Raw genomic sequence first — 22,235 nt, forward strand, 5'->3', positions numbered from 1 at the left:
GTTAAGCTCAGTAGTGCCAAAAGTAGTTGGAGGATCGCCTCCTGCGAGGATAGGACGTCGCGATGCAATATGGACGTTTAGCTCAGCTGGGAGAGCACCTGCCTTACAAGCAGGGGGTCACAGGTTCGATCCCTGTAACGTCCATTGGGTCGTTAGCTCAGTTGGTAGAGCAGTGGACTTTTAATCCATGGGTCCTGGGTTCGAGCCCCAGACGACCCATTATATATTGCACCTATAGCGCAACTGGATAGAGTGTCTGACTACGAATCAGAAGGTTGAAGGTTCGAATCCTTCTAGGTGCATTAACAATAGAATAGTTGTTAAATTTTCGGGACGTAGCTCAGCTTGGTAGAGCACCTGGTTTGGGACCAGGGGGTCGCAGGTTCGAATCCTGTCGTCCCGATTATATGGCATATAATTGTCATAGTTCGCGGTGTAGCTCAGCTGGCTAGAGCGTCCGGTTCATACCCGGGAGGTCGAGGGTTCGATCCCCCCCGCCGCGATATGTCATAATGCGGATGTAGTACAATGGCTAGTGCTCCAGCCTTCCAAGCTGGGAATGCGGGTTCGATTCCCGTCGTCCGCTTACTTATGATTATCTCTAAAATTCTCTGATGGAGGTTTTTAGAGATTTTTTTTACTTTAAATTAACATCACAAATATTAAATTTACTACTCAGATGCATGAATTTTACTAGTGTTATATAATGAGTAGTATCAATTATTTTGGGGGAACTATGAAAACAATTATTTTTGATGTGGATGGTACTTTATTAAGTACTGAGGCTATGTATATGCAATCTCTTATTCAAACATTTAAGGATAGAGGTATTGAAAAATCATATGAAGAAGTATATAAAGTTTTTGGATTACCTTCATTAGACGGCTTAATTAAAATGGATGCACCTGAGCCCGAAAAAATGCAATTGGAATGGCAAAGTCATTATGAAGATTTTTGGCACGAAGTAAAAGTGTTTAGCGGCGTAGACGAAATGTTAGCAAAGCTAAAAGCGAATAAATTCATCCTTGGAATAGTAACATCTAATACAAAAGAAGAGTTTACAAGTAATACCAGTCAATTTGATTTTGCAAAATATTTTGATCGGTTTGTATTTGCTGGTGAAACACCTAAAATGAAACCAGCGCCTGATCCAATTTTAAAATCATTAAGTGATTTACACGCTGATCCGCAATCTGCAATGTATGTTGGTGATTCTATTCATGATATGCAAGCAGCACACAATGCTGGTATAAAGTTTGGTATGGCTGCTTGGGGAGTGCGTGATCAAATGATTTTTAATAATCAAGCTGATTATGTTTTTAAAACACCACAAGAATTATTTGAGTTTGCGATAAGTAACAAATAATTTTTTTAATAATTTTTTGAAAGAAGTGATTATAATGGATAACCGAGCAATAGGTTATATAGATTCTGGCATAGGTGGCTTGTCTGTTGTTAAAAAAGCACTAGAGCAATTACCAAACGAACAAGTATATTATGTTGGTGATACTGCTAGAATGCCATATGGACCAAGACAACCTAAAGAAGTCAAAAAATTTACATGGGAATTGGCAAATTTTTTGACGAATAAAGACATTAAATTATTAGTGATAGCATGCAATACTGCCACAGCGGCAGCGTTAGATGAATTGACCGCTAATTTAGACATACCAGTAATCGGGGTTATACAACCTGGTGTTCAAACGGCAAATAAAGTGACGAAAACTCATGAAATTGGTGTAATTGCCACACAAGGTACGGTTAATTCACTAGCGTATTACAATGGTTTAAAGCAAGTAAATAAAGCTAATCATATTACACAATTAGCAGTGCCACGATTGGTTGAAATTGCTGAACAGCCTGTTAAAGAAACAGTTGAAATACAACAGGAAATAACAAAAATATTATCGCCGATTAAACAAGGTAATATTGATACATTAGTCCTTGGCTGTACACACTTCCCATTATTAGCACCATATATTCAACGTGCAGTGGGTAAACAAGTGCAACTTGTTGATGCTGGTGCAGCTGCAGTATCAGTTGTTACTAATGTTTTAAAAGAACAAGATATACAGCATGAACCGTTAATGATTACCTCACAAAACCACGATGAATATTATACGACGGGTAATCAAAAAACCTTTGCAAAGTTAGCACAAGGCTGGCTCCAAACAACCCATTTAGATGTCCAACATTTGGATATCCAAGATGGTTGTTTAATACTTAATAAGTAATCGATAATTAAATAGGAGTATTTAAAATGGCAAAAATAATTTTTGCATCAAAAAACAATGGTAAAATTCGTGAATTTCGTGAGTTTTTGACACCATTCGGCGTTGAAGTTATTTCATTACTTGATTTAAATGGGGTTCCTGAAATAGAAGAAAATGGGGCAACATTTGAGGAGAATGCGACGATTAAAGCACAAACAATTGCTCAATTTTATCATTTACCTGTCGTCGCTGATGATTCAGGTTTGAGTGTGGATGCATTACATGGTGCTCCAGGAGTGCATTCTGCTAGATATGCGGGAGACCATAATGATTTGGCTAATAATAAAAAATTACTTGCTGAATTAATTAATGTGCCATTTCCTAAGCGTACAGCAACTTTCCATACAGTCATTGTTGGTTTAAAACCTTCCGGGGAAAAAATTGTCATTGATGGTGCAGTTAATGGCCATATTTTAACAGAATTTCGTGGTGATAATGATTTTGGTTATGATCCCTTATTTTATTATGATAAGTTAGATAAAACTTTTGCCGAAATGACACCTACAGAAAAGAATGAAGTTTCACATCGTGGGAATGCCTTGCGTAAGTTCATAACAGTCTTTAAAGAATGGTGGGAGGATTAAAAATGGATTATTTAATTATTTCTGATACACATGGCGATTGTCAAATTTTATTGGATATCGTAAATCACTATCAAGGCCATGTTAAAGCAATGTTTTACAACGGTGATTCTGAATTGAAACGATCAGACGAATTGTTTGATACTTTACTACCTGTTATTGGTAATATGGATAGTGACCCAATGTTTCCTGATGACCGTGATTACCAAGATAAATATTTAAAGCTTTATCAAACACATGGGCATCTTGTGCACACTGAAGTATCACTTAATCATTTAAGGGAAGTGGTTGCGCCAAAAGATGTTGACGTCGTTACTTCAGGCCATACGCATATGCTAGGTGCTGAAATGATTGATGGTAAATTATTTATTAATCCAGGATCAATTTCATTACCTAAGGGTACCTATGCCTATTTAAAAGGAACGTATGCTATTTTATCAGTCGAACCTGAAACATTTCATGTTCAGTTTTACACACGTGATATGCAACCAGTACCAGAATTAGTATTTGAATTTAATCGTTAAATAAAAATTACGTAGATAGCATGTTTTCATGGCATCTACGTAATTTTTTTGAATGTTAATTACTACCTTCTTCATAATTAATTAAATGAGGGGTAGCAGTTAACCCATTTGATTGATGAACAGGATCAAAAATGAGTGATAATCCACTAGTTGAAAAGTCTGACGTTTTAAACGCATATTTTTCTTGTTTGGAGTCACAAACAATCATTGTTGGATAATTAGTAATATCCATAGTTGCTGCCATATTTTGATCTTGCTGCAAAGCTAGCATGGTAGCAGGTGTATTATAATCTTCTAAAAAAAGATTAGTATCTAAATTTAATTTAGACAAAGTTGTGAGTACTAATGATGTAGAATAGGGTGTGTTATTTAAGAGTAATTCCTGCATTTTTGCATAGAATATCCTAGCCGCTTTTTTACCTTGCGACTGCACAGCTTTTGTATCTAATGCAAGTTGTGATAAATTTCGAGCCACAGTAGCATAGTCAACTTTTAATTGATTATGTCGCTTTAATTCTAGATAAGTATCTCTGACTGATTGCATTGTAACAACGGGTATCATACGGTAAGAAACAAACTGTGAGGTTTGCTTAATATAATGAGTGACTTTCTTTTCTGATAGAATACTATCAGACGAAAGTGGGGTTACGAAGTGGTACACTTCTAACATGACAAGCGACAACCTCCAAAAACATTTTTTACATACCAAATAATGGTACGCTATTATTACTAGTGTGTCTATAATTGCTTTACTCAATATAACATGATTAATTAAAAAAAGTTGGTTAAGATTATTATTTAAATAATACTGGTAAGAACCGCATACTAATTGTAAAATTAAGTCATTGTGTTATTTGTTATATCAAGCTAATTTGATTATATAATTTTTGGACTGAGTCCGACAATTTTTTTGCTTATAGCTTGTGCTTTCAGTATTAGTCGTTTGGTAATATTATGATAAGCTACAGATTTTGTAACGATTAGACACAAAGCAAATAATTTGGGGGTTTGGAAATGACACGTGAAGAATGGGAAAAACTGTTACAGCCATATGTTCAGACAGTTGATGAATTAAAAGTGAAGTTACGGGGAATGCGTTCTGAATTTGAAATAGAAGGTATTCACACACCCATTGAATTTGTAACTGGGCGTGTCAAAGAAATTTCAGCCATTGAAGAAAAGCTTGTTCGTCGTCATATTAGTGTGGATCGTATTGAACAAGATATGGAAGATTTAGCCGGTGTGCGTATTATGACGCAGTTTACTGAAGATATTTATAAGGTAGTTGACTTATTACGTCAGCGTAAGGATATCGTGATTTTAGAAGAGCGAGACTATGTTACTAACGAAAAACCGTCAGGATATCGTTCATACCATATTGTCATTGAATATCCAGTACAATTAAGTAGTGGTGAAAAGAAATTATTAGCTGAAATTCAAGTTCGAACGATGCAAATGAATGTCTGGGCAACAATTGAGCACGCTATTAATTATAAATATGATGGTGATTATACACCTGAAATGTCAGAAAAATTAAAAAAGGCAGCGACATTAAGTATGGAAGTTGATAAATTGTTTTCGCAATTACACAATGGCCTGGCAAATACGATAGATACACCGCAAGATAGTTAAAAATAAAGGATGGACTACTATATGAAGATTTCTATATATAGTAATAATGTGCCACATTCACGTGCTGTTGTCTCATTGTTAAAAGACAAGTTAGCTGTACGGAGTAATGGTAAGGTAATATTTGACGATGAGAATCCAGAAGTGGTTATTACTGTTGGTGGTGATGGTACTCTGTTAGGTGCATTTCATCATTATACAAATCAATTAGACAAAATTAGATTTATCGGTGTGCATACTGGTCATTTAGGCTTCTATGCAGATTGGCAATATTTTGAATTAGATGAATTAGTTGAAAGTTTAATCAATCAAGAAACAACGGCTAAAACAGTGAAGTATCCGCTATTAAATGCAACTTTGCATTATACAGATGGACACGAAGAAACGGTATTAGCTTTAAATGAAGCGGCAATCAAGCGACCACTTGGTACGTTAGTTGCAGATGTCTATATTCAAAATGAATTATTTGAACGCTTTCGTGGTGACGGCTTAACAGCCTCAACACCGACTGGGTCAACCGCTTATAACAAAGCAATTGGTGGTGCCGTGATGCATCCAAGTTTACAAGCTATTCAATTAGCAGAAATTGCTTCAATCAATAGTCGAGTATTTCGAACGTTGGGATCACCTTTAATTATTGGAAATCATGAAGTTATCAAAATTCAATTAGAAAATGATGGTTCAGCAGTTACATTTAGCTATGATCATTTAAATAAAATTTCTTCTAATATTGACTGGATTTCATTTAAAGTTGCAAATCAAAAAATTCAATTTGCTGAGTATCGGCACATGCATTTTTGGCATCGTGTGCAGGCTAGTTTTATTGGCACGGAGGTAAAATAAATTGGCCCATTTTAGTTGGCAAAATCAAAGCGATGAAACATTACGAATCAAAACATTTTTGGCTCAGCGTGGTGTTTCACATCGTATGTTTTCAATCATTAAACGTGGTGGTGGACAAGTATTATTAAATCAAAAACCAGTTCTAACTCTGGACGAGGTTGAACCTGGTGGGGTGGTTGAAGTTAATATGCCACCAGAAACGTCAAATGCAGTTGTTGCTGCATCTAATTTACCAATCAAAATTTTGTTTGAAGATGAAAATTGGTTATTGGTAGATAAAGAAGCAGGGATTACGTCTGTTCCGGGTAAAGCTGATCGTGAAACAACAATGGTTAATCGTGTTAAAGGATATCTGATTTCAACCGGGGCAGAGGATCTTGTGCCGCATGTTGTAACAAGGTTGGATAGATTCACATCAGGGGTGGCCTTGCTAGCAAAGCATCGTTTTGCCCATGGCTTATTAGATAAGCAACTACAAACGCATACCGTTGATAAACGTTACTATGCAATTGTTGATGGTGTTTTGGATGATGATCATGGCTTCATTGATGCTCCCATTGGTCGGATGGATAATGATTTCATTCGCCGAGAAGTAAGAGAAGATGGCCGCTCATCCCAAACTGAATATTGGGTTGTTAAAAGAATGCCTAATCAAACATTGGTTCAAGTCCAATTACATACTGGTAGAACACATCAAATTAGAGTGCACTTTAAGTATATTGGTCACCCATTAATTGGGGATGAAATTTATGGTGGTCCAATGGATAGAGGAATTGCAAGGCAGGCATTACATGCATATTGGTTAGAGTTTTATGATCCTTTTATTCAAAAGAAATTACACGTAAACAGTGCTGTACCAGCAGATTTAAAAGGAATTTTATTAAATGATATGTCAGTAGAGGAAATTGACAAATTGTAACAGTATGGGGAGAAGATGAAGGAAACATTACAAGATTTAACGATACGCGATGAATTATCAGATCAGGCTAATCATCTAGTATTTTACATTGAAAATAATGAAAAAAATGCTTTTTTAGATAGTTTTGATGAATTACACACATATGATCAGGCCGTTTTTTACGTGTCACTAACAACGCAATTGCGCCATCAAATTATTGAATGGGTAACGCCCACAGAATTAGCTGATATTTTTGATGAAATTGATCCAGAAGATGTAGATTTTGAAAATCTTTTGTCAGAAATGTCACCTCGTTATGCAGCAAATATGCTAGCCGATATGTATACTGATAACGCAGTTGATTTATTATCTCAGGTTGAACCAGAAGAAATGGCTATGTATTTATCTTTGATGCCCAAAGATAATATGGATGAAATTAAACGCTTATTAAAGTATGAAGATGATACTGCTGGTTCTTTGATGAGTACAGAGTTTATTTCGATTAATCAAAATTTGACAATTGGCGAAGCCATGGTTATTGTCAAAGAAGCTGCACAGGGTGCTGAACAAATCAATTATATTTATGTACTTGATGATGATGGCGCCTTAGTTGGTGTTATTTCATTAAAATCATTGATTATTTGGCCTGATGCCGCTAAAATATCCGAAGTAATGGACACCAATTTAATTACGGTTGGTCCAATTGATGATCAAGAAGATGTTGCTAAAATTATGGCAGATTATAATTTTGTTGCATTGCCGGTTGTCGCAAAGCGAAATATGATTGGTATGATTACAGTTGACGATATTGTTGACGTTATTGATGCTGAGGCTGCTGAAGACTATTCTCGTCTAGCTGGTGTTGATGTGGTAACGTTAGAAGATAATCCTTTAAAATCAGCGTTAAAACGTTTACCATGGTTAATAGGGTTAATTTTCTTGGGGATGGGGACCGCTTCAGTTATTGATGGATATAATTATCTAGTTGCCGAAACCTCAATTTTAGCAGTTTTTATTTCATTGATTACTGGAACTGCAGGAAATGCTGGTACGCAATCATTGGCTGTTGCAGTCAGAAGAATTGCCTTGAAAGAGAAAAAAACCTTATTTAAATCGTTGATAGTAGAAATTTTGATTGGGTTAATGATTGGAATCATTGCAGGGGTGACTATTTTCTTAGTCATTTTGGTTTGGAAGCATAATTTGTTGTTAGGAATTGCAGTTGGCTTAGCAATGGGTGTTGCCATTTTGGTTGCCAATGTTGCAGGGGCATTTATTCCAATGATTATGGACAAAATTGGTGTTGATCCAGCGGTTGCTTCAGGACCATTTATTTCGACACTATCTGATTTAACTTCTGTTATCATTTATTTTAATGTTGCAAAATTATTTATTGATAAATTTATGATGCACTAATTTGGCGTATAAGGCCTGTTACTTGCCTACTTAGTGGATTCATGATAGAATTAAAATTGTTATTGAATATGCTCTTAATTGAGTGGCCGGATTTTTTCTCGGCCGCTCATTTTTTTAAGGAGTTTATTAAGTTAATTAGAAAAGATAAATGAAGGGAGGTTTAGAATGGCGAAAGTTATAGAGGATGTTCAAGCAATTTTAAAACCTGTATTAGTTAAAAAAGGTTTTGATTTATGGGATGTTCTGTATGAGAAACAAGAAGGTGATTTTGTTCTTCGTGTATTTGTAGATCGTGTTGCAGGTGAAATTAATATGGATGACTTGGTGATGTTAACCGAGGTCATTAGCGAGGAACTAGACAGTATTACGCCTGATCCATTCCCACAAGCATACCTTCTGGATGTCTCATCACCAGGGGCAGATCGTGAATTAAAACAACCACAAAATTATTTGTGGGCAATTGGAAAATTTATTGAGGTTGAATTATCAGTGACATCTTTTGATGTTGATAATTATATTGGTCAACTAGTTTCATTTGTTGACGATGAACTAACATTGGATGTATTTTCAAAGGCTAAACATCAGCTCATTAATATACCACTTACTAATGTAAAATCAGCTCGACTTTCAGTGAGTCAAGATCGCATATTGGTAAGCGGTGAAGATTATGAGTGGGCACTTAATAAACTAGTACATGTCTCAACCTATCAAAAAATTGATGGTCAAAAAGAATTTTCGGGTGAATTAAGTCAGATAACAGATGATAATTTAGTTATTAAAAATGATGATGATAGTGAGTTTGTTATTCCACGTCGTGCAGTAGCCCAAGCAAGACAATCAAATGATTTTTAAAAATACGGAGAAACAAAATGAGTAAGGAATTAGTATCAGCACTTGATGCATTAGAAGAAGAGAAGGGAATTAAAGCGGAAGTTTTAATTGAAGCTCTTGAAGAAGCTTTGAAAAAGGCTTATGAAAAAAACTATGACGAATCACAAAATGTTGAAGTACAATTTGACAATAAAAAAGGAAATATCAAAGTCTACGCAGTAAAAACGGTTGTTGATGAAATTGATGAACCTTACGAACAAATTACTTTGGAAGAAGCTCTTGATATTAACAAAGCGTATGAAGTTGGGGATGAAATTCGTTTTGAAGTCACGCCAAAAGACTTTGGTCGTTTAGCAGCACAAACTGCCAAGCAAATTATTATGCAAAAAGTACGTGAAGCAGAGCGTGGTGCTGTTTATGATAATTTTGTTGGCTATGAAGATGAAATTGTTACTGGAGAAGTCGAACGTGAAGACTCTCGCTATCTATATATTATTTTGCCTGGAAATCAAATGGCTGCAATGAAGCCAACTGATCAAATGCCTAGTGAGTCATACCAAATGGGTGATAAAATTAAGGTTTTGGTTGCACAAGTGCAAAATGAAAAGAAGGGCCCACAAGTATTTGTTTCACGGACGCACCCGGATTTAGTTAAACGTTTGTTTGAAGCTGAAGTACCTGAAGTTTTTGATGGTACTGTTGAGATTAAGTCGATTGCTCGTGAAGCTGGCGATCGTTCAAAAATCGCTGTATACTCGCACAATGAAAATCTAGATGCAGTTGGAACGATGGTTGGACAAAGCGGTGCCCGTGTTCAAACCGTTGTCACAGAATTATCTGGTGAAAATATGGATATTGTGGAGTGGACAGAAGACCCAGCGGCATTTATTAAAAACTCATTGAATCCAGCTGAAGTTGTTGAAGTTATTTTTGATAAGAATAACGATCGTGCTGCAACGGTTCTTGTACCAGATTATCAATTGTCATTGGCTATTGGAAAGCGTGGTCAAAATGCCCGTTTAGCAGCCCGTTTAACTGGATTTAAGATTGATATTAAGCCTGAATCAGCCCGTGATGAAGTTATTGCGACGCTTAATGAACAACCAGTCTTTAAACAAGCCAATGATTATAATACAGGATTTGAATTAGACGACGATTCAGAAGAATAGGAGATACCGTTTATGAAACCACGTAAGATTCCAATGCGTAAAGATATTGTTACTGGGGAAATGGTGCCCAAAAAGGAACTTGTTCGTATTGTACGAACACCAGAAGGTGAAGTAACCTTAGATCCATCAAATCGAGCAAATGGTCGTGGTGCGTACATCTCTCTATCAGTTGAAGTAGCAGAAACTGCGAAGAAAAAACATATTTTTGATAAAGTATTTGAAACAAAACTTGATGACCAGTTTTACGATGACTTAATTGCATATGTCGACCATCAAGCAGCACGTAAGGAGTTATTCGGTGATGCAAAATAGACAAAAATTATTAAACTTATTGGGCCTTGCTAGACGTGCGGGAAAATTAGTAACTGGTGAAGAGTTAGTTTTGAATGCAATCCGTTCTGGCAAAGCAAGTTTAGTATTTTTTGCATCTGATGGTGGTGAATCAAGTAAAAAGAAATTCACTGACAAGACAAACAGTTATAAAATTGCGTTTTCAACGACATTTACACGCCAAGAATTGGGTGATGCAACAGGGTTAGCACGAACAGTTATTGCTGTTGCTGATCAAGGATTTGCGAAAAAAATGCGAGAATACTTAGATAATTAGGAGGAAGTTATATGACCAAGCGAGTTTATGAGTTGGCAAAAGATTTAAATATTTCATCAAAGGATCTAGTGTCAATTGCAAATGGGGTTAATATACCAGTTAAAAATCATATGTCTACATTAGATGATAAGACGGTTAAAACATTGACAACTGCTGCAAAAAACAAGAAGAACAACCAATCATCAAAGTCACAATCAGGTGATCAAAATAAAAATGTAAAGCGTGAAAATACTCAAGCGCCACGAAATAAGGCAAATGGGGGACAACCACGTACTAATAGTGACAGTAACAACGGTCGTAATAACACAAACAACAACCATAATTCACAAAATAAAAACCGTCGTTTTAATAATAACAACACTAACAACGGTAACCGTAACAATAACCGACGCGGGAAGAAAGGGCCAGGACGTAACCGTAATAATAATGAACACCGTCCTGCACCAACTGTTCGTAAGGAACAACCATTACCAGAGACACTTGTTTATTCAATTGGTATGAACGTACAAGATATTGCTAAGTTGATTCATCGAGATGCAACTGAGATTATCAAGAAATTGTTCATGTTAGGGGTTATGGTTAACCAAAATCAGTCACTAGATGCTGATACAATTGAATTGTTAGCGGCTGATTATGGTATTGAAGCTGAACAAAAAGTTGAAGTTGATATTGCCGACTTAGACAAGTTTTTTGAACTTGAAGATGATGATCAAGCTAACATGTCACCACGTGCACCAGTTGTTACAATTATGGGACACGTTGATCATGGTAAAACAACGTTGCTTGATTACCTACGTAATTCACATGTTACTGATGGTGAAGCTGGGGGTATTACCCAACATATTGGTGCTTACCAAACTAAGCTAAATGATCGTGTTGTAACATTTTTGGATACGCCTGGGCACGCAGCCTTTACTGCAATGCGTGCACGTGGGGCAGATATAACCGATATTACCGTATTGGTTGTTGCAGCCGATGATGGTGTTATGCCACAAACAGTTGAAGCAATCAACCACGCCAAGGCTGCCGGTACGCCAATTATTGTTGCTGTTAACAAGATTGATAAGCCGGGAGCAAACCCAGAAAATGTTATTAATCAATTAATGCAATATGAATTAATTCCCGAAGCATTGGGTGGAGATACAATCTTTGTTAATATTTCAGCCAAGTTTGGTCAAAATATTGATGAATTACTAGAAATGATTCTATTGACAGCAGATGTTTTGGAACTCGAAGCAAACCCAAACAAGCAAGCTGCTGGATCAGTTGTTGAAGCACGTTTGGATAAGGGGCGTGGGACAGTTGCAACTGTGCTTGTTCAACAAGGAACAATGCATGTCGGTGACCCAATCGTTGTTGGTAATACATACGGACGAGTACGTACAATGACAAACGACCGTGGACGACGTGTGAAGGAGGCTTTGCCATCAACACCAGTGGAAATTACTGGGTTGAACGATGTGCCATCAGCCGGTGATCGTTTTGTTGTCTTTGAAGATGAAAAGACAGCCCGTGCTGCCGGTGAAGAACGTGCAAAGCGTGCCGTTATTGCTGAGCGAAACCGTAACAATATTGTTTCAGTTTCAGATCTATTTAATAAGATGGCTGAAAAGCAAATGAAGTCTGTACCAGTTATTATTAAAGCGGATGTTCAAGGTTCAGTTGAAGCATTAGCTGGTTCATTTAACAAAATTGATGTTGAGGGTGTTAAGGTTGACATTATTCACACAGCTGTTGGTGCGATTAATGAATCTGACGTAACCCTTGCAGAAGCATCAGGTGCTATTATTGTTGGATTTAATGTACGTCCAACGCCACAAGCTAAGCAACAAGCTGATTCGGATAAGGTAGAAATTCGTCTACACAGTGTTATTTATAACGCCATTGATGAAATTGAAGCCGCAATGAAGGGACAATTGGACCCAGAATTTGAAGAAAAGGTTGTTGGTACTGCCGAGGTTCGGGATCTATTTAAGGTATCTAAGGTTGGTACAATTGTTGGTGGTATGGTAATGTCTGGTAAGATTACCCGCAACGCCTCAGTTCGTTTGATTCGTGATGGTATTGTTATTTTTGATGGTAAAATCGGTTCACTACGTCGTTACAAGGACGATGTTAAAGAAGTTAAGAACGGTTATGATTTCGGTCTAACTATTGAAAAGTACAATGACGAAAAAGTTGGCGATGTTATTGAAGCTTACGAAATGGTAGAAATTCCACGCTAATCCTCGTTATATAACAATATTGATGGGAGGAAGTTAATATGGCACAACAAAACTTTCGTGTTGGTCGGTTAGAACAAGAGATTCAACGTGAAGTCAATGATTTATTACTAAAGCGCATTCGTGATCCACGAGTAGAAGGTGTAACAGTAACCGGCGTTGAAGTAACTGGTGATTTGCAACAAGCAAAGATATTTTATAGTGTGTTATCTGAATTGGCTTCTGTTAATAAAAAGGCCGCAGATGGACTTGATGCTGCAACTGGTTTAATTCGTAAAGAATTAGGTTCACGGTTGCGTATCTATAAAACACCAGAGCTTAAATTTGTTAAAGACGAATCAGTACAATATGGTGATAAGATTGATGATTTAATTCGTCAATTACATCAAGATTAATTGATTATACTTTAACTAAAACGAGTATTTGTCAAAATAATTAATTAAAGGGTCTTTCTTTGCTACTGAATTGTGGTATGAGAGACCCTTTAATATACATATAGTTTTAAGATATAGGAGAATGACATGGACGGAATCTTACCAATTTATAAAGAAACAGGCATGACTTCGCATGATGTAGTTTTTAAATTACGCCGTATTTTAAATATGAAAAAAATTGGTCATGCAGGAACTTTGGATCCAAATGTTGATGGTGTATTGCCAATTGCCTTAGGCAAGGCTACTAAAACAATCGAATTTTTACAAGAAGCAGGGAAAATTTATACAGGATCAATAACGTTAGGATTTGCAACAACGACGGAAGATTTAGATGGCGAAGTTGTTGCGAAAAAGGCCATTGTGACACCATTTTCTGTGGATGAGATTAAAGAAGCCATGGCTTCTTTAACTGGCGAAATCGTTCAAATACCACCAATGTATTCAGCGGTAAAAGTAAATGGACGTCGCTTGTATGATTATGCTCGTGCTGGCGAGACGGTGGAACGACCACGTCGACAAGCAACAATATATGAGTTTAATTTGACGTCAGAACCAGTTTTTGATGTCCAAAAGCAGACGCAGTCATTTACATTTGTTGCAAGAGTCTCTAAGGGAACCTATATTCGGACTTTAGCCGTTGACTTAGGTAAACAGCTAAAGGTACCTTCTGTTATGAGTCAACTTACCCGAGTTAGTGCTGGTGGTTATGATATTGCACATGCACATAGTCTTAACGATATTGCCAATCGGATGCAATTAGAGAATGAATTAGGTGATTGGCTAATGCCACTTTCAACAGCAGTTGAGCAATTTATACATGTTGAATTAAACGATGAACAATGGGAACAAGTGAAGCACGGCATTGGTCAACCAGCTAGTTTGTTAGAACCAATACAAGATAAAATCGTTTTGACGTATCATGGTGAAGTCAAATCAGTCTTTCATTGGCGAAAAGACAAAAATCAGTATCGGGCATATCGAACTTTTTCAATCGAGTAATGGCACAATATTATATTATGTTATGATTGGTATATTGAATACAAAGAAAAGAAGGTCTTAGCGATGGAAGTTATTCATTTGCATCATCCATATAAACCTGATCAAATCAAGAAAGATCCAATTGTGTTAGCAATGGGATTTTTTGACGGTGTACATGCAGGACACCGGATGGTTATACAAAAAGCAGCAGCAGAAGCGAAAAAACGTGGTATTAAACTAGCGGTTTTAACTTACGATCACCATCCATCTGTGGCATTTAAAACGTACAAAACGCCACTAACATATCTAACAACTTTACCAAAAAAACTGGAAATATTGGCATCTTTAGGAGTTGATATTGTCTACGTTGTGAATTTTACATCTCAATTTTCAAAATTAGCTCCGCAAGATTTTGTTAACCAGTATATGGTTGGACTACATGCAACAGCAGTTGTGGCGGGGTTTGATCATACATATGGTCCTAAAAATGCAGACATGCTACATTTACCAGTATATGCCGAAAATCGGTTTGATGTTATTGAAGTGCAACAGGTTAACGTGGACGGTCAAGAGAGTGCTTCAACACGAACACGACAATTGATTGATAACGGTGATTTAGATGAAGCCAAAAGATTATTGTTGCGTCCCCATGAAACGACAGGACTGATTGTTCATGGTGAGGCTAGAGGTCGTGAATTAGGGTATCCTACTGCAAATGTTGAAACAACTGCTGGTGAAAGATTACCAGGTGTTGGTATTTACGTTGTAGAAATGAAAATTGGCGATGATTGGTACCCTGGGATGGCGTCAATTGGCTATAATGTCACTTTTGGTGAAAACCGACCAAAGACTGTGGAAATTAATTTATTTGATTTTCATAATGCCATTTATGGGGAGACAGTCCAAGTCAAGTGGCATCATTTTTTGCGTGGTGAAGTAAAATTTGCCAATAGGGAAGAACTTATTGATCAATTGGCAAAAGACGAGCAACAATCACGATTATTTTTAAAAGACAATCAGTGAAAAGGGGTAAGAAGCTAAAATGTCATTTGATGGACTATTTACACATGCAATGGTTAACGAATTAAATGAGACACTTTCTGGTGGACGGATAATGAAAATTCATCAGCCGTACACAAATGAAATTTTCTTAGTTATTCGAAATAATCGAAAAAATTATCCGGTACTATTAAGTGCGCATCCGTCGTTTGCACGTGCACAAATTTCACGAATTAAATATACAAATCCACAGACGGCACCAAATTTTGCAATGATGTTACGTAAACATCTGGAAGGATCAAGACTAATACGTGTAGAACAAGTTGAAAATGATCGTATTATTCGTTTTGTGACTTCAGGACGTAATGAATTGGGTGATGAGGAGCAAACAACTCTAATCCTTGAAATGATGGGACGCCATTCTAATTTGTTTTTAGTTAACGAAACCACACAGCAGATTATTGATTTAATTAAGCATGTACCAGCAGATCAAAATCGTGTACGTACTTTAATGCCAGGTGGCACGTATGTTTTACCACCAAAACAAGATGTTGTTAATCCATTTAAGCGCTTAGATGGTTTAGCTAATTTAATTTTAGATAACCCTAAAGTTAATGATTTAGCCAAAGAAATTCAGCATCATTTTCAAGGCTTTGCTCGTGATTCGGCACATGAATTAGCAACGGTTTTACAAGAGTCTGGTAATGCTTTGACAATGGTACAAGAGTGGTTAGACAAATTTAATCACCCCAAACCGCAGTTAATTACAACTGAAAAAAGTATCGCATTTATACCATTTGATTGGCTAACACTTACTGGTAATACAGTTGCTTTTGATACGCTTAGCGAGATGTTGGACGCATATTTTTCAGAAAAATCTGAGCATGATCGTGTACAACAACAAGCAACAATTGTTTTACGAACAGTGCGAAATGAATTAAAAAAGAACAAAAATAAAATTAAAAAGCAACAAGCAGAATTAGAAAATGCCGACCATGCGGATGAGTTCCGAATTAAAGGGGAACTATTAACGACTTATATGTCGCAAATACAGCGTGGTACAACAGAAATTACATTGCCCAATTATTATGATAATAACTCGATGATGGCTATTCCATTATCTAATCAAATGGGACCATCACAAAATGCGCAAAAGTATTTTACAAAATATAATAAATTGAAAAATTCAGTAAAATATTTGAATTCACAGATTGATTTAGCACAAAAAGAAGTCGATTACTTTGAAACGTTAATTGCTCAAATTGATATTGCCTCACCAAAGGATATTGCTGAAATTCGAGAAGAATTAACGCAAGAAGGTTATTTACGTGTCCAAAGTAAAAAGAAGCAAAAAACTAAAGTCAGCCAGCCAGAAAAATTTTATGCTAGTGATGGTACATTAATTGAAGTTGGTAAAAATAACTTACAAAATGAACGTTTATCAATGAAAACAGCGAATAAATCAGACATTTGGTTACATACGAAAGATATTCCAGGATCACACGTAATTATTCATAGTAGTGAGCCTTCTCAAGATACCTTGTATGAGGGCGCTATGTTAGCAGCTTACTTTTCTAAAGCACGTGATTCAGCTAATGTACCAGTGGATTATCTACCAGTACGTCGTCTAAGAAAACCAAATGGTAGTAAACCGGGTTTTGTTATTTTTGAAGGACAAACGACAATCGCAGTAACGCCGGATAGTCGAATCATTCAAAAATTACGCCAAAATAATTAATAAAACACTTAAGGTCAGACTAATCACGTGTATTAGTCGGCCTTTTTTAGTATCTTATAATAGATGAGTTATTAAATAAAAATTATATAATGGGGACGTTTCATGAAAAAAGAAATTGCATTGGGTGATATACCTACCATGAAATTAGCAATTGCTAGTGGGATAAATCGTGTTGAGCTAAATGCTCATTTAGAATTGGGGGGATTAACGCCAGCATGGCATATAGTAGCGCAAGCTGTTGATATAGCACAGGCAGCTAAAGTTGAATTGGTTGTGATGATTAGACCTCGAGCAGGTGATTTTAATTATAATTATGCAGAAATTGAAAGCATGCGTCAGTCAATTTTATTGTTTAAAAGTTTAGGGGTTAAAATGGTTACTTTTGGTATTGTCGATGCTAAAGGCCGTTTAGACAAGCAAAATATGATTAAATTACTTGAAGCGGCAAAACCAATGCAGGTTGTATATCATATGGCATTTGATGCAATTGATAAGGCGTATCAAGACCAAGCATTGCAATGGCTATATCAATATGGCGTTATTCGCATTTTGACGCATGGTGGACAGTTGAATAAGAAAATAGATGAAACCATCGACCATCTACAAGAAATCGTCTCTATGGCGCCTGACAAGCTGATTATTATGCCAGGTGGCGGTGTGACATACCAAAATGCGGCCAATATTGCTGAAAAGTTGGGTGTTAAAGAGGTTCATGGATCTAAAATTATCGCATTATAGCTAGTTTGATTAATGAATAATTATTTTGGAGAATTGTATAGATGAAAACAATTTTTGAAGCGTTAAAGCAAGCAGAAGAACAGCATAAAATTGTGTTATTAACGATAACCAAAAATTATGGCATAACTATTGCCGAATGGAAATTACTTAATTTGTTAAGAAATCACATTAATACACAAGATAAATTATCAATTGAAACAGGGTTAGATCATTCTACCTTATCGCGTCAATTACATTCATTACAGAAAAAAGAATTGATTATGAGTGCAGCAATTGGCCACAAGAATCGGCAATTACATTATGAATTAACTGTAGCAGGAGATGATACGCTTGAAGAAGCTAATGTTAAATATGCATCTTTTCAAGATAGAGTTTTTCAATTATGGTCTGATGAAGAACTTAATATGTTACAAATATTGTTAAATCGGTTACATAAATCAATGAAGAAACCGCTTTAAAATTTTAGTTTTGGAACTAAAATGAAAACATTTTTGATTTATGGTATGATTTACCGAGTAACTAAGTCGTTTTACATATTAAAATATTTTTTTACTGATTATAAAAGATAGATATTATCAGTAATTAATTGACGCTAGGATAGGCGTCAAATGGCTTCGAAAGGATTTAATTAAATGAAACTTGCAGTCGTAACTGACTCAACTGCTTATTTGAGTCAGGAAGAAATTGATAAATATGATATAAAAGTCGTTTCAATACCAGTTATTATTGATGGCGTAACTTACCGAGAAGGTGTTGATATCACAACTGAAGAGTTCTATGAGAAATTAACCACTTCTTCAGAATTTCCAACAACTTCACAACCAGCAGTTGGTGTTTGGTTATCATTATTTGATAAGTTAAAAGTAGAAGGCTACGATGGTGCTTTGGTCATTAATTTAGCATCAACTATTTCAGGAACTGTTAGCACGGTTGCCAGCTTAAATGATATGGTTGAAGACTTTGAAGTTTATGGCTATGATTCAAAGATTACGGTACGTCTAATGGGTCATATGGTTATGAAGGCTGCTCAAATGGCACAAGCAGGACTAGATATTACTGAAATTATCAAAACGTTAGATGTATTGTCGGCAACGGTTGATGAATGCTTTATTGTTGACGATTTACAAAATCTAGTTCGCGGTGGTCGTTTATCGAATGCTTCAGCGTTTATTGGCACGATGTTAAAAATAAAGCCACTATTAACTTTTGACAATGAAACAAATCATATTGTGCCATTTGAAAAAGTCAGATCAATGAAAAAGGCAATGCAGCGAGCAGAAACATTATTTGCAGAAGCTAAAAGCCAAGCTGATTATCCATTACGTGCTATTGTTATTCAAGGAAACGATGAAGTAACGGGTAAAGCTTGGCATGATGAATTGCAAAAAAAATATCCAGATATGCTAATTGAATATTCATATATTGGTCCAGTGATTGGTGCTCATTTAGGAAAAGGAGCACTTGCTTTAGCTTGGTTACGTGATCCGGATTCACTTTAAAATGAAAAAAGCTGGTATTATCTAATAGATTATTGATTACAGCTTTTTGTGTAGAATGTTAGCTTTAATGTAGTTACAAAGACTAGATTACGGGTTTTTGTATATTAGTTAATTGAAAAAATAATTTAAAGATGAGATAATTAGGTATATTTAATTAGAGAAAACGGGGAAGTAAAAATAATGGCCCAAGTAAAAATTGTGACTGATTCGACGGCAATGTTATTGCCTGATGAAATTGAAAAATATCAAATAACAACAGTTCCATTAACTATTGTTATTGATGGCGTGACGTATCAAGATGGTATCACGATATCACCAGCGGAATTTATGGATAAAATGGCAGTAGCCAAAAATTTACCACAAACTTCACAACCAGCTTTAGGTGTGTTCACTGAAGTATACGAGCCTTTAGTTGCTGATGGATCATCAGTTATTTCAATCCATTTAACAAAGGGATTATCTGGATCAGTTGATGCTGCTTCTCAAGCAGCAATGATGGTAGATGGGGATGTTACTGTTATTGATTCTGATTTAATTGACCGTTCACTTGGAATGGTCGTTTTGGCAGCAGCTAAAAAAGCGGCTAGTGGCGCTACACGTGATGAAGTACTAGCTGAAATTGAGGCTGTAAAGGCTAAAACAGAACAATATGTGATGGTCTCAAAGTTAGATAATTTAGTTGCAGGTGGTCGGCTATCAAAGACAGCAGGGTTATTAGCAGGTATGCTAAATATCCGTATTGGTGCACATGTTGTTTCAGGTAATATTAATGTTGAAACAAAAGGCCGTGGTGCAAAATCAACGAAAGCTTATTTTAAAAAGATTACCGATATTTTGCAAGCAGCTCCTAATGGTGTACATGCTATTGGGATTTCAACTGCAGGGATTCCGGAAAAGCGGGAAGAACTTGGTGAACAACTAAAGGCAATGTTTCCAGATGCACAAATTGTGTTACAACAAACGACACCAATTGTAGCAACACATACTGGTGATGCAGCTATTGGTTTTAGTTATCAATTGAATTAATTAAAGTTAATGATTATAAAATAGCGGGGCTGTCACGCCCCGCTATTTTTCGTGTCTTGGTAAATATGGTAAAATAATACACTAGGTTATCTTGTTCAGAGAGGAGTTGCTGATATGTATAAAAAAATGATGCAATGTTTAATAGCCATGTGTGCTGTGTTTTTATTCAATACAGGCGTCATTCATGCAGCTGATAAAAAAACAATTAATTTTATTGCAGTAGGCGATTCTTTAACAGAAGGAGTAGGTGATACTACTGCACAACAAGGTTATACAAAAAGAACAGCACAAATTATTGCTGATAAATACGATGTTAAAGTTAAAACTGCTAATTATGGTAAAGCTGGCGATCGGTCTGACCAAATTTTAAAACGAATTAAGACTAATCCAAAGGCGATTAAACAACTACAAAAGGCAGATGTTATTACGTTGACTGTTGGTGGTAATGATTTGCAGCAGACATTATTCAAAGCTATTTTTTCTAAGTCTGAACAAGATGTTACAAAGTATGTTGCGCAAGCAATGCCAAATTATACTGAAAATTTGATGTCTTTAGTTAAATTTATCGAAAAGCAAAATAAAAATGCACCTATTTATTTATTTGGTAATTATAATCCGCTGTATGTTTACTTAGCTAATCGTGATGATTTAAATGCAGATGTTAAGATTTATAATGATATTAATGCTAATTTAGCATCAGCTGATAAACAGGTTTATTATGTTTCAACTTTTAAAACATTAACGTACGGCCAATATACAACGAAAATAGAACGTGAAAAATTACGAACATCTGCTAAGCTAGCTAATCGAGGGTCACTAAACAATAGTATGGTTACAAAAACGTTGCAAGCAAAAACTCAAAACGAACGTAATCATTACATAACAACACAAGATCATTATCACCCAAATGATATTGGTTATGATAAAATGAGCGCTTTGTTAGCTAAAAAAATGGCAGCTACTAAACAGGAATGGTTAAAAATAAATGACAAAAAATAATATGCGGTCAAATGCCGACGTACTTATTAAAACGGCACGTAGGCAGGGCGTTTTTAAAGGTATTTTAGGAACATTGTTAGTATTGGTTATGATTAGCATTGCTTTAATGTTGATGCCACAAAGTCATAAGCATGTAACAGACACGAGGCCAGAAATTGGACAAGCTTCATTTGAAGTTAGCATTAGTCGTAAAGAATTAAATGCTTTAGTTGAAAAGTATATCAATGCAGATCCGTCATTACGTAAACAATTTCGTTTTGAAATGCAAAAACAAGGCATGATGGTTTACGGGACGTATCGTTTATTCGGCCAGTCTGTTGATTTTGGTATGCAAATGACGCCAGAAGTAACCAAAAATGGTGGTATTTTATTACATGCTGATTCAGTTGCTGTTGGTCAATTATCGTTACCAGTAAAATTTATTGTGAATTATTTTGGCAAAAAGGTTGATTTACCCAAGTGGTTGATACTCGACTCGCATAAGCAAACCTTATTGATTGATCTAGGTAAAGCACCAAAAGTACAAGGTGTACGTGTTAAAGCCGTTCAAATTGATCCCAAAAACGATAAATTTGTATTTAAAGGAGGTTTTTCAGATAAATGAGACGTTCATTTTTTCAATGGTTAATGACACAACGAAATCCAGTGACAAGTGACGAAGTTGAAAATTTTGCTAATGCAGCATTTTATGATACTCAGTTTCCTAAGCACACAGATGATTTTGACTTCGTATCACGATATTTAGAAGAAAATGCGACGTATTTGCACAGTATGTCTATTTTTGATCAGGCATGGTCACAATATTTAATATCAGAATCATAATGACAAATA

At 35.9% G+C, this 22,235-nt stretch carries 25 protein-coding genes and 6 tRNA genes; 30 read left to right on the forward strand and 1 reads right to left on the reverse strand.

From position 1 onward, the window contains the following. Positions 1 to 71 precede the first annotated feature (71 nt). The 10 genes from G7Y65_RS06800 to G7Y65_RS06845 all read left to right on the forward strand — a co-directional run bounded on the left by G7Y65_RS06800 (position 72) and on the right by G7Y65_RS06845 (position 3,378). Positions 72 to 144 (forward strand) — tRNA-Val (locus G7Y65_RS06800). A 2-nt stretch (positions 145 to 146) separates the two neighbouring features. Next, positions 147 to 219 (forward strand) — tRNA-Lys (locus G7Y65_RS06805). Between the two features lie 9 nt (positions 220 to 228). Beyond that, positions 229 to 302, forward strand: a tRNA-Arg gene (locus G7Y65_RS06810). A gap of 27 nt (positions 303 to 329) precedes the next feature. Beyond that, a tRNA-Pro gene (locus G7Y65_RS06815) sits at positions 330 to 403 on the forward strand. Between the two features lie 26 nt (positions 404 to 429). Next, a tRNA-Met gene (locus G7Y65_RS06820) sits at positions 430 to 503 on the forward strand. 11 nt (positions 504 to 514) lie between these two features. After that, positions 515 to 586 (forward strand) — tRNA-Gly (locus G7Y65_RS06825). Positions 587 to 736: 150 nt separating this feature from the next. Then, the gene (locus tag G7Y65_RS06830) at positions 737 to 1,366 is read left to right on the forward strand and encodes an HAD family hydrolase (protein WP_042492444.1); all 630 of its coding nucleotides are present in this window, start codon (positions 737 to 739) and stop codon (positions 1,364 to 1,366) included. A 34-nt stretch (positions 1,367 to 1,400) separates the two neighbouring features. After that, on the forward strand, positions 1,401 to 2,234 hold the full coding sequence (gene murI / locus G7Y65_RS06835; RefSeq protein WP_137600761.1) for a glutamate racemase: 834 nt from the start codon (positions 1,401 to 1,403) through the stop codon (positions 2,232 to 2,234). A 26-nt stretch (positions 2,235 to 2,260) separates the two neighbouring features. Continuing rightward, on the forward strand, positions 2,261 to 2,857 hold the full coding sequence (locus G7Y65_RS06840) for an XTP/dITP diphosphatase (RefSeq protein ID WP_042492450.1): 597 nt from the start codon (positions 2,261 to 2,263) through the stop codon (positions 2,855 to 2,857). A 2-nt stretch (positions 2,858 to 2,859) separates the two neighbouring features. Beyond that, positions 2,860 to 3,378: a YfcE family phosphodiesterase gene (locus G7Y65_RS06845; protein WP_042492452.1), complete on the forward strand. Its 519-nt coding sequence runs from the start codon at positions 2,860 to 2,862 to the stop codon at positions 3,376 to 3,378. Positions 3,379 to 3,433: 55 nt separating this feature from the next. Here the strand turns inward: G7Y65_RS06845 and G7Y65_RS06850 are convergent, their stop codons facing one another. Continuing rightward, the gene (locus G7Y65_RS06850; protein WP_052348382.1) at positions 3,434 to 4,048 is read right to left on the reverse strand and encodes a DsbA family protein; all 615 of its coding nucleotides are present in this window, start codon (positions 4,046 to 4,048) and stop codon (positions 3,434 to 3,436) included. Between the two features lie 344 nt (positions 4,049 to 4,392). Here G7Y65_RS06850 and G7Y65_RS06855 point away from each other — a divergent pair, with 344 nt between their 5' ends. The 20 genes from G7Y65_RS06855 (at position 4,393) to G7Y65_RS06950 (ending at position 22,226) form a co-directional block, all read left to right on the forward strand. Next, positions 4,393 to 5,010: a GTP pyrophosphokinase gene (locus G7Y65_RS06855; protein ID WP_042492453.1), complete on the forward strand. Its 618-nt coding sequence runs from the start codon at positions 4,393 to 4,395 to the stop codon at positions 5,008 to 5,010. A gap of 21 nt (positions 5,011 to 5,031) precedes the next feature. Further along, on the forward strand, positions 5,032 to 5,850 hold the full coding sequence (locus G7Y65_RS06860; RefSeq protein WP_042492456.1) for an NAD kinase: 819 nt from the start codon (positions 5,032 to 5,034) through the stop codon (positions 5,848 to 5,850). 1 nt (position 5,851) lies between these two features. Next, positions 5,852 to 6,769 carry an RluA family pseudouridine synthase gene (locus G7Y65_RS06865; protein ID WP_042492458.1) on the forward strand — a complete coding sequence of 306 codons (918 nt, stop codon included), beginning with the start codon at positions 5,852 to 5,854 and terminating at the stop codon, positions 6,767 to 6,769. A gap of 15 nt (positions 6,770 to 6,784) precedes the next feature. After that, complete coding sequence (gene mgtE, locus G7Y65_RS06870) at positions 6,785 to 8,164, forward strand: magnesium transporter (RefSeq protein WP_042492460.1); 1,380 nt, start codon at positions 6,785 to 6,787, stop codon at positions 8,162 to 8,164. Positions 8,165 to 8,329: 165 nt separating this feature from the next. Then, the gene (locus G7Y65_RS06875) at positions 8,330 to 9,016 is read left to right on the forward strand and encodes a ribosome maturation factor RimP (protein ID WP_042492462.1); all 687 of its coding nucleotides are present in this window, start codon (positions 8,330 to 8,332) and stop codon (positions 9,014 to 9,016) included. A 17-nt stretch (positions 9,017 to 9,033) separates the two neighbouring features. After that, complete coding sequence (gene nusA, locus G7Y65_RS06880) at positions 9,034 to 10,164, forward strand: transcription termination factor NusA (protein ID WP_042492464.1); 1,131 nt, start codon at positions 9,034 to 9,036, stop codon at positions 10,162 to 10,164. A 12-nt stretch (positions 10,165 to 10,176) separates the two neighbouring features. Then, positions 10,177 to 10,476, forward strand: coding sequence for an RNase P modulator RnpM (gene rnpM / locus G7Y65_RS06885; protein WP_042492466.1), 300 nt, complete (start codon positions 10,177 to 10,179; stop codon positions 10,474 to 10,476). Next, positions 10,466 to 10,771 (forward strand): YlxQ-related RNA-binding protein, encoded by a 306-nt coding sequence (locus G7Y65_RS06890; protein WP_042492468.1) that lies wholly within the window; start codon positions 10,466 to 10,468, stop codon positions 10,769 to 10,771. Before rnpM ends, G7Y65_RS06890 begins: the two co-directional genes overlap by 11 nt. Positions 10,772 to 10,782: 11 nt before the next feature. Continuing rightward, a complete protein-coding gene (infB, locus tag G7Y65_RS06895; protein WP_042492469.1) occupies positions 10,783 to 12,996 on the forward strand; it encodes a translation initiation factor IF-2 in 2,214 nt (737 codons plus the stop codon). A 38-nt stretch (positions 12,997 to 13,034) separates the two neighbouring features. Beyond that, positions 13,035 to 13,388, forward strand: a complete 354-nt coding sequence (gene rbfA / locus G7Y65_RS06900) for a 30S ribosome-binding factor RbfA (protein WP_042492471.1) — start codon at positions 13,035 to 13,037, stop codon at positions 13,386 to 13,388. Positions 13,389 to 13,514: 126 nt separating this feature from the next. Beyond that, positions 13,515 to 14,426 (forward strand): tRNA pseudouridine(55) synthase TruB, encoded by a 912-nt coding sequence (gene truB / locus G7Y65_RS06905; protein WP_042492474.1) that lies wholly within the window; start codon positions 13,515 to 13,517, stop codon positions 14,424 to 14,426. A gap of 63 nt (positions 14,427 to 14,489) precedes the next feature. Next, complete coding sequence (gene ribF, locus G7Y65_RS06910) at positions 14,490 to 15,428, forward strand: riboflavin biosynthesis protein RibF (protein ID WP_042492476.1); 939 nt, start codon at positions 14,490 to 14,492, stop codon at positions 15,426 to 15,428. Between the two features lie 19 nt (positions 15,429 to 15,447). Further along, positions 15,448 to 17,142, forward strand: a complete 1,695-nt coding sequence (locus G7Y65_RS06915) for an NFACT RNA binding domain-containing protein (protein ID WP_165314753.1) — start codon at positions 15,448 to 15,450, stop codon at positions 17,140 to 17,142. Positions 17,143 to 17,244: 102 nt separating this feature from the next. Continuing rightward, positions 17,245 to 17,880 carry a copper homeostasis protein CutC gene (locus G7Y65_RS06920; protein ID WP_042492480.1) on the forward strand — a complete coding sequence of 212 codons (636 nt, stop codon included), beginning with the start codon at positions 17,245 to 17,247 and terminating at the stop codon, positions 17,878 to 17,880. Between the two features lie 41 nt (positions 17,881 to 17,921). Then, positions 17,922 to 18,338 carry a MarR family winged helix-turn-helix transcriptional regulator gene (locus G7Y65_RS06925; protein ID WP_042492482.1) on the forward strand — a complete coding sequence of 139 codons (417 nt, stop codon included), beginning with the start codon at positions 17,922 to 17,924 and terminating at the stop codon, positions 18,336 to 18,338. A gap of 174 nt (positions 18,339 to 18,512) precedes the next feature. Then, the gene (locus tag G7Y65_RS06930) at positions 18,513 to 19,379 is read left to right on the forward strand and encodes a DegV family protein (protein ID WP_042492484.1); all 867 of its coding nucleotides are present in this window, start codon (positions 18,513 to 18,515) and stop codon (positions 19,377 to 19,379) included. 180 nt (positions 19,380 to 19,559) lie between these two features. Next, positions 19,560 to 20,405, forward strand: coding sequence for a DegV family protein (locus tag G7Y65_RS06935; RefSeq protein ID WP_042492486.1), 846 nt, complete (start codon positions 19,560 to 19,562; stop codon positions 20,403 to 20,405). A gap of 114 nt (positions 20,406 to 20,519) precedes the next feature. Beyond that, positions 20,520 to 21,404 carry a GDSL-type esterase/lipase family protein gene (locus G7Y65_RS06940; RefSeq protein ID WP_150189644.1) on the forward strand — a complete coding sequence of 295 codons (885 nt, stop codon included), beginning with the start codon at positions 20,520 to 20,522 and terminating at the stop codon, positions 21,402 to 21,404. Beyond that, positions 21,391 to 22,008 carry a YpmS family protein gene (locus G7Y65_RS06945; protein WP_081839285.1) on the forward strand — a complete coding sequence of 206 codons (618 nt, stop codon included), beginning with the start codon at positions 21,391 to 21,393 and terminating at the stop codon, positions 22,006 to 22,008. The genes G7Y65_RS06940 and G7Y65_RS06945 overlap by 14 nt, the downstream gene beginning before the upstream one ends. Next, a complete protein-coding gene (locus G7Y65_RS06950) occupies positions 22,005 to 22,226 on the forward strand; it encodes a YozE family protein (protein WP_042492488.1) in 222 nt (73 codons plus the stop codon). The genes G7Y65_RS06945 and G7Y65_RS06950 overlap by 4 nt, the downstream gene beginning before the upstream one ends. Positions 22,227 to 22,235 lie beyond the last annotated feature (9 nt).

Source organism: Weissella sagaensis, from assembly GCF_010306265.1.
Classification (GTDB): Bacteria; Bacillota; Bacilli; order Lactobacillales; family Lactobacillaceae; genus Weissella; species Weissella sagaensis.